Below are 6731 nucleotides of genomic sequence, written 5' to 3' on the forward strand. Positions count from 1 at the left end.
GGCTGGTCGCGCAGTTCCCCGCGCCCCTTCGGGGCACGTTCGGGTGGCCGTCAGACCCGCAGCCCTGCCCCGTCGCGCGAACGTCACCGCGTCTCGGATTGCCGCTCCCGTCGGGTCGTTGTTGAAGTACGTGTAGACGTCCGCCGTGGGCGGCCAGGTCGTGGCGATGCGGTCCAGCCATGTCGCCAGGGAGCGGCGGCCGTAGTGGGGCCAAGGGGTGGCTCGGCCCTGGTGGAAGCGGACGTAGCCCCAGTCGGTGGTGCGCCACAGCGGGGTGGCCGGGCGGGCCAGGACGTCCGCCCAGCACAGTGCCGCGCCCCGCGACTCCAGCACGCCGCGCACCCCGGGCGTCCACCAGGACTCGTGCCGGGGCTCCACCGCGACGCGCGTGCCGGGCGGGAAGCAGGCGAGGCAGGCGTCGAGGAGGCCCGCGTCGGCGCGCAGGGTGGGCGGGAGCTGGAGCAGGACCGGGCCGAGACGGTCGCCCAGGCCGGCCGCGTGGGTCATCAGACGGTCGACCGGCTCCTCGGGGTCCCGTAGACGCTTGATGTGGGTGAGATAGCGGCTCGCCTTGACCGCGACCACGAAATCCGCCGGCACCCGCTCCCGCCACGCCTCGAAGGTCTCCCGCGCGGGCAGCCGGTAGAACGCGTTGTTGATCTCCACCGTCGCGAAGGCGGCCGCGTACCGCTCCAGCCACAGCCGCACGGGCAGGCCGGGCGGGTACAGGACGTCCCGCCAGTCCCGGTACTGCCAGCCCGACGTGCCGACGAACAGCGTCATACCCCCATCAGACAGCTACAGGTACAGCCCCGCCTCCGCGCCGTCCCGCGGCTCCGGCAGTGCCGTCGGCGAGGTGCCCCGGCGCAGCGCGAACAGCTCCGCCAGCGTCGCGCCCTCCCGGCCGACGCCCTCCTCGGTGCCGAGCCAGTTCACCGCCTCCCGGCGGGTCAGCGGGCCCACCTCGATGCGGGCCAGGCAGCGGCCGGGGCGGACGACGGCGGGGTGCAGCCGCTCCAGGTCCTCGTTGGTCGTCACCCCGACCAGGACGTTGCGGCCCTGGCCGAGCAGCCCGTCCGTGAGGTTCAGCAGCCGCGACAGGGCCTGCCCGGCGGTGTGCTTGGCCTCGCCGCGGATCAGCTCGTCGCAGTCCTCCAGCAGCAGGAGCCGCCAGCGGTCCTTGCCCGCCGCGTCCTCCTCGCCGATGGCGATGTCCATCAGATAGCCGACGTCGGAGAAGAGCCGCTCGGGGTCCAGCACGCAGTCCACCTGGCACCAGTCCCGCCAGGACCGGGCGAGCGTGCGCAGCGCCGACGTCTTGCCGGTGCCCGGCGGGCCGTGCAGGAGCAGCAGCCGGCCCGCGATGTCCTCGGGGGTCGTCTTCATGAGGCTGTCCATCGCGTCCGCGACCGGCGCCGTGTAGTTGCCCCGGACCTCGTCCCAGGTGCCGGCCGAGATCTGCCGGGTCGTGCGGTGCGGGCCGCGCCGCGGGGAGACGTACCAGAAGCCCATGGTGACGTTCTCCGGCTGCGGTTCCGGCTCGTCCGTCGCGCCGTCCGTCGCCTGGCCGAGCACCTTCTCGGCCAGGTCGGCGCTGGTCGCCGTCACCGTGACGTCGGCGCCCCGGCTCCAGCGGGACACGAGCAGCGTCCAGCCGTCGCCCTCCGCCAGGGTCGCGCTGCGGTCGTCGTCGCGGGCGACGCGCAGCACGCGCGCGCCGGGCGGCAGCAGCGTCGCCGCGGACCGCACCCGGTCGATGTTCGCGGCGTGCGCGAACGGCTGCTCGCCGGTGGCGAAGCGGCCGAGGAACAGCGCGTCGACCACGTCGGAGGGGGAGTCGCTGTCGTCGACGTTGAGCCGGATCGGCAGGGCGTCGTGCGGGTTCACGGACATGCCGCCATGATCGGGCACACGGACGCCGCGTGCACCCGGTTTCCCGGGCACACGCGGCATCTGACGGCCGGTGGTTCAGGCACCGGCCCCCGGCATCCGGGCCCGCGCCCGGCGTGTCCCGCGCAGCACGGCGTACCCCTTGGTGAGGACGCGGTCGCGGGCGAACGTACGGCCGATCGCGCGCCCCTCGACCAGCCGGGCGAACTCCTCGGGCCCCGTGCCGCGGCGCACGGTCACCCGCCGCAGGGCGTACGGCCCCTGGCGCCGGCGTGCCAGGGCGTTGCCGACGGCGAGCGCCTGGGCGTACCCCGTCTCGCGCACCGCCCGCCGCACCCGGCGGTCCGAGTAGCCGTACGGGTAGGCGAACGAGGCCGGTGCGGCGCCCAGTTGGTCGGTGAGGATCTCCCGGCAGTGGATCAGCTCGTACCGCAGCGAAGCCTCGCCGAGCTGGTCGAGCTGCGGATGGGTGTGGCTGTGGCCGCCGATCTCCACGCCCGCGGCGGCCAGTTCGCGGACCTGGTCCCAGTCGAGCATGGTGTCCAGGGCGCCCCCGGTGTCGTACGGGCCGCGCAGCCAGCCGGTCGTGACGAACAGCGTGGCCGGGAAGCCGTGCTCGGTGAGCACGGGCAGCGCGTGCCGGTGCACGCCCTCGTAGCCGTCGTCGAAGGTGATGAGGACCGGCCGCGCGGGCAGCGGGCGGCCCGAGCGCCAGGCGGCGGCCAGCTCCGCCGTGCCGACCGGGGTGAGACCGCGGTCGGCGATCGCCGCCATCTGCCCGGCGAAGGCCGCCGGCGTCACGGACAGGGCGCGGGTCGCCTTCCTCGGATCGTCCGCGACCGCGTGGTACATGAGGACCGGCACCCGCGCGCCGGCCACGGACACGTCAGCCACGCGCACCCCCCTCGGCCGGTTCCACGGGCGGCACCGAGAAGGCGGTCCCGCCCCGCCGTGCCCGTACGCTGCCCACCACGTAGCCGCCCGCCGCCGTGAGCACCCCGGCGACGATCGCCCCCGCCCGGCGCGCGCCGCCCGGCCGGGCCAGCGCGGCGTCGCGCAGACCGCGCACCACCCCGGCCGGCAGGACACGGGTGGTGTACCGGCGTTCGGACTCCAGCCCCTTGGCCGCGCCGACGCTCCGGGCCACCAGCGCCTTGGACAGGCCCTCGGCGTAGGTGCGGGTGCGGAAGTAGCCGAAGTGCTCGCGCGCCCCGGGCACCCGGTGGTGGATCACCGCCCGGTCGTCGATCAGCAGCACCGCGTCGGGCCGGGCGCGGGAGAGCCGGATGCACAGCTCCGTCTCCTCGCAGCCCAGCGGGCGCTTGTCGCCGTCGCGTCCGATGCCGGTGGCGAAGCCGCCCGCCGCGTCGAACGCCTCGCGCCGGAAGGAGGCGTTGCCGCCGAGCACGTTGCGCACCCGGACCCGGCCGGGCGGCAGGCCGCGGTACGTGCAGCCCACCACCCAGTCGAACTCCTCCGGGAACCAGGCCGGCCGGCGCCCCGACGCCCAGACGGGCTCCGTGCGCCCGCCGACGGCCATGACCGCCGGATCGGCGTACCCGGCGGCGAAGTGCCGCAGCCAGTCGCGCTCGGCCACGGCGTCGTCGTCGAGGAAGGCGACGACCTCGCCGCGCGAGGCCGCGATGCCGGTGTTGCGGCCGGCCGACAGCCCGCGGGGGCCCGCGTTCGCGAGCACCCGCACGCCGCCCGCCTCCTTGTACTCCCTCAGCAGCCGGTCCCGGAGCGCCGTGTTGTGGTCGACGACCAGCAGCGTCTCCAGGGCCGGGCGGGACTGCGTCCGCACCGAGGCGACCGCCGCGAGGATGTCCTCCCAGCGGTCCTCGGTGTAGACGCAGATCACCACGGAGAACGTGAGGGGGGTGCCGGCAGTGCTCAAGACACCTTCCCCCGCGCCGGGCCGGCCGACACGAGCGTCGGCGAGTGCGTACGGCTGCGCAGCGCGCGCCGGTTGGAGCGCTCGCCGACGATGACTCTGAGCACCCGCAGCCCGTCGCGCACGGCGCGCAGGTTGCTCACGCCGTGGATGCGCAGGTACTCGTGGCTGGGTATCTCCTGCACCTTGAGACCGGCCTTGACGACCCGGATGTTCATCAGGGTCTCGACCTCGAAGCCGGTGCAGTCGAGGTCGATCTTGTCCAGGCAGTGCCGCCAGAACGCGTTGTAGCCGTAGCAGAGGTCGGTGTATCGGGCGCCGAACTTCTGGTTGACGACCGCGCACAGGGCGCGGTTGCCGAGCTTGCGGATGAAGGTCATGTCGTCGGTGCCGCCGCCGTTGGCGAAGCGGGAGCCCTTGGCGAAGTCGGCGCCCGAGACGAGGGCGGAGACGTACGACAGGATCTCCTGGCCGTCGGCCGATCCGTCGGCGTCGACCATCACGATGATGTCGCCGGTGCACGCCTCGAAGCCGGTGATCAGCGCGTCGCCCTTGCCCTTGCCGCGCTGCTCGACGACCTTGACGTCGGGCCGCAGTTCGCGGGCGACCGCGACGGTGTCGTCGGTGGAGTTGCCGTCCACGAGGATGACCTCGTGGATCCAGTCGGGCAGCGTCTTGAAGACGTAGGGAAGGTTCTCGGCCTCGTTCATCGCGGGGATGACCACGCTCACCGGCGGAGCGATGGCCAGGTGCGAGGAGACGGGCCGGTACTTCCCGGCGGGGGACGACGCGTCGTCCGTGACCGCCGGGTGCAGAACTGAGCTCATGAGTCTGGTCCCTCTCGTCCGGCGGACCGCCCGCCCCAGGGGCGGTCCGGCTCTGAATCCGGTTCGAAAGGGGGGTATCTCACCCACGGCGCGACGGCATGGACCCCCGTTGCGTGCCAGGTGAGCTGGCAAAGCCTGTCGACGCCGACAAGAGAAACGGCAGCCGACCGCGCGGCACGGCCCGGCCACCGAAGCGGTCACCGAGCACGGCACCCCCCTACCGCGCGTCCCGTCCCGGTCCGCCGCGGCCTCGAGCCCTCCCCTGAGCCGCTTGCCGACGTACCGATCCGAGAGATGTATGACGGTATTGACGATTGAACCTCTATGGCAAGACCTGAAACGAGGTCTCACGTTTTTGTTGTTTTGCCGTCATCCGTTCTTCTTGGGGGGCGTTCTTCCGCGGGTGTGGGTCCCCAGACCGTTCCGCTTTGCCCCCCGAAGCCCAAGATGCCGGGCCTCAATGTGGCCCAGCCCGCCGGAGAGCGTCAAGACGGCACTGGTGTTCCCACCGGCTTTCGTCCGATTTTGAATCATCGTCAGCCATTTCTTGGCATGGACACTTCCGGTCAACACGCGTAGCTGCTACCACGGTTGAGGCAGAGATCCTGCTAAAGGGAGGTTCCATGAGACGTTCCCGACTTGTCGGCTTCCTGACTTCCGTCCTCCTGGCCGCCGGCGCCGCCCTCACCGGGGCCGCGACGGCCCAGGCGTCCCCGGCCGCGGCCGCCGGCGGCTACGTGGCCCTCGGCGACTCCTACTCCTCCGGCGTCGGCTCGGGCAGCTACATCGGCTCCAGCGGCGACTGCAAGCGCAGCACCAAGGCCTACCCGTACCTGTGGGCCGCCGCCCACTCACCCTCGTCCTTCGACTTCACCGCCTGCTCCGGCGCCCGTACGGGTGATGTTCTCGCCGGACAGCTCGGCCCGCTCGGCTCCGCCACGGGCCTCGTCTCGATCAGCATCGGCGGCAACGACGCCGGTTTCGCCGACGTCATGACGACCTGTGTGCTCCAGTCCGACAGCTCCTGCCTGGCGCGGATCGCCACCGCGCGGGCGTACGTCGACCAGACCCTGCCCGGCAACCTCGACACCGTCTACTCGGCCATCCGCAGCAAGGCTCCGAACGCCCGTGTCGTCGTCATCGGCTACCCGCGCTTCTACCAGCTCGGCACCTCCTGCATCGGCCTCTCCGAGGCGAAGCGGAAGGCGATCAACGACGCCTCGGACCTGCTCAACACCACCATCGCCAAGCGCGCCGCCGACCACGGCTTCACCTTCGGCGACGTGCGCACCCCCTTCACCGGGCACGAGATCTGCTCCGGCAGTGCCTGGCTGCACAGCGTGAACTGGCTCAACATCGGTGAGTCGTACCACCCGACCGCGGGCGGCCAGTCCGGCGGCTACCTGCCGGTCCTGAACGGCGCCGCCTGACCCGAAGCGGAAGGAGAAGCGGAAGAGCTGGAGGAGGGGGAGGCCCCGCCCGTCGGGGTCTCCGTCTCGCAGGTCACAGAGAACGCCACCGCGTCCGACGTGACCTCCACCGGCTTCCGCACCTCCACGCGCACGGTGCTCTCGAAGGCGCCGCTGTCGTCGTCCGTCGTCACGACGACGGTGTCCTGCCGCGAGCGGCCCCCGTCCGCCGGGAAGGACAGGGTCTTCCAGCCCTTGTCGGAGACCTTCCCGTCCTCCGTCACCCACCGGTAGCGGACCTCCGCCGGCAGCCGCCCCGCCGTGAACGTCGCCGTGAAGGCGGGCGCCTGCCCGTACGGCGGGGGACAGCTTCCCGCGTAGTGGGTGTGCGCGCCCGTCACGGACACGGTCACCGACTGCGGCGGGGCACTGGTCCCCGTACCGCTGCCGGAGGAACCGGTCGACGGACTCGGCTCCGTGCTGTCGCCGGTCCGGCTCGGCGCCGCCGAACTCGCCCCCGGCGACCGGCTCCCGCCCGAACCCTCCGTGCCGCCGTCGCCGTTCGAGCGGTTCAGCAGCGCGTACGTCAGTCCGGCCAGGGCGAGCGCGAGCACGGCCAGCCCCACGACCAGCACGGTCCGCGCCCGGCCCTCCCGGCCCTCGGACGCGGCGGGACCGTCTCCCGCGGGCGTCGCGGGCAGGGGCATCGGG

Annotated in this window: 6 protein-coding genes and 1 pseudogene; 1 reads left to right on the plus strand and 6 read right to left on the minus strand. The window is 73.0% G+C overall.

The features are described from left to right. From GTW67_RS21230 to GTW67_RS21250, 5 genes are all read right to left on the minus strand, one after another. A partial coding sequence (locus tag GTW67_RS21230; protein ID WP_161166389.1) for a DUF72 domain-containing protein occupies window positions 1-783 on the minus strand: 783 nt, incomplete at its 3' end. A gap of 15 nt (window positions 784-798) precedes the next feature. Continuing rightward, on the minus strand, window positions 799-1893 hold the full coding sequence (locus GTW67_RS21235; protein WP_161166390.1) for a DUF5925 domain-containing protein: 1095 nt from the start codon (window positions 1891-1893) through the stop codon (window positions 799-801). A gap of 75 nt (window positions 1894-1968) precedes the next feature. After that, window positions 1969-2769 carry a polysaccharide deacetylase family protein gene (locus GTW67_RS21240; RefSeq protein ID WP_161166394.1) on the minus strand — a complete coding sequence of 267 codons (801 nt, stop codon included), beginning with the start codon at window positions 2767-2769 and terminating at the stop codon, window positions 1969-1971. Between the two features lie 7 nt (window positions 2770-2776). After that, a complete protein-coding gene (locus tag GTW67_RS21245; protein ID WP_161166391.1) occupies window positions 2777-3787 on the minus strand; it encodes a glycosyltransferase family 2 protein in 1011 nt (336 codons plus the stop codon). Further along, the gene (locus GTW67_RS21250; RefSeq protein WP_161166392.1) at window positions 3784-4611 is read right to left on the minus strand and encodes a glycosyltransferase family 2 protein; all 828 of its coding nucleotides are present in this window, start codon (window positions 4609-4611) and stop codon (window positions 3784-3786) included. Before GTW67_RS21250 ends, GTW67_RS21245 begins: the two co-directional genes overlap by 4 nt. 623 nt (window positions 4612-5234) lie before the next feature. Between GTW67_RS21250 and GTW67_RS21255 the strand changes: the two genes are divergently transcribed. Next, a complete protein-coding gene (locus GTW67_RS21255) occupies window positions 5235-6041 on the plus strand; it encodes an SGNH/GDSL hydrolase family protein (protein WP_161166393.1) in 807 nt (268 codons plus the stop codon). On the opposite strand, the pseudogene GTW67_RS21260 reads toward GTW67_RS21255, so the two are convergent. Further along, a pseudogene (locus GTW67_RS21260) lies at window positions 6011-6731 on the minus strand (serine/threonine protein kinase); the annotation flags it as partial. The gene GTW67_RS21255 and the pseudogene GTW67_RS21260 sit on opposite strands and share 31 nt — an antisense overlap.

The sequence above is a fragment of the Streptomyces sp. SID5910 genome, assembly GCF_009862125.1.
Classification (GTDB): domain Bacteria; phylum Actinomycetota; class Actinomycetes; order Streptomycetales; family Streptomycetaceae; genus Streptomyces.

Bases quoted from the DNA above. Each gene is read 5' to 3' on its own strand.
- GTW67_RS21235 (WP_161166390.1), bottom strand. From the start codon at position 1,893: ATGTCCGTGAACCCGCACGACGCCCTGCCGATCCGGCTCAACGTCGAC.
- GTW67_RS21250 (WP_161166392.1), bottom strand. From the start codon at position 4,611: ATGAGCTCAGTTCTGCACCCGGCGGTCACGGACGACGCGTCGTCCCCC.
- GTW67_RS21255 (WP_161166393.1), top strand. From the start codon at position 5,235: ATGAGACGTTCCCGACTTGTCGGCTTCCTGACTTCCGTCCTCCTGGCC.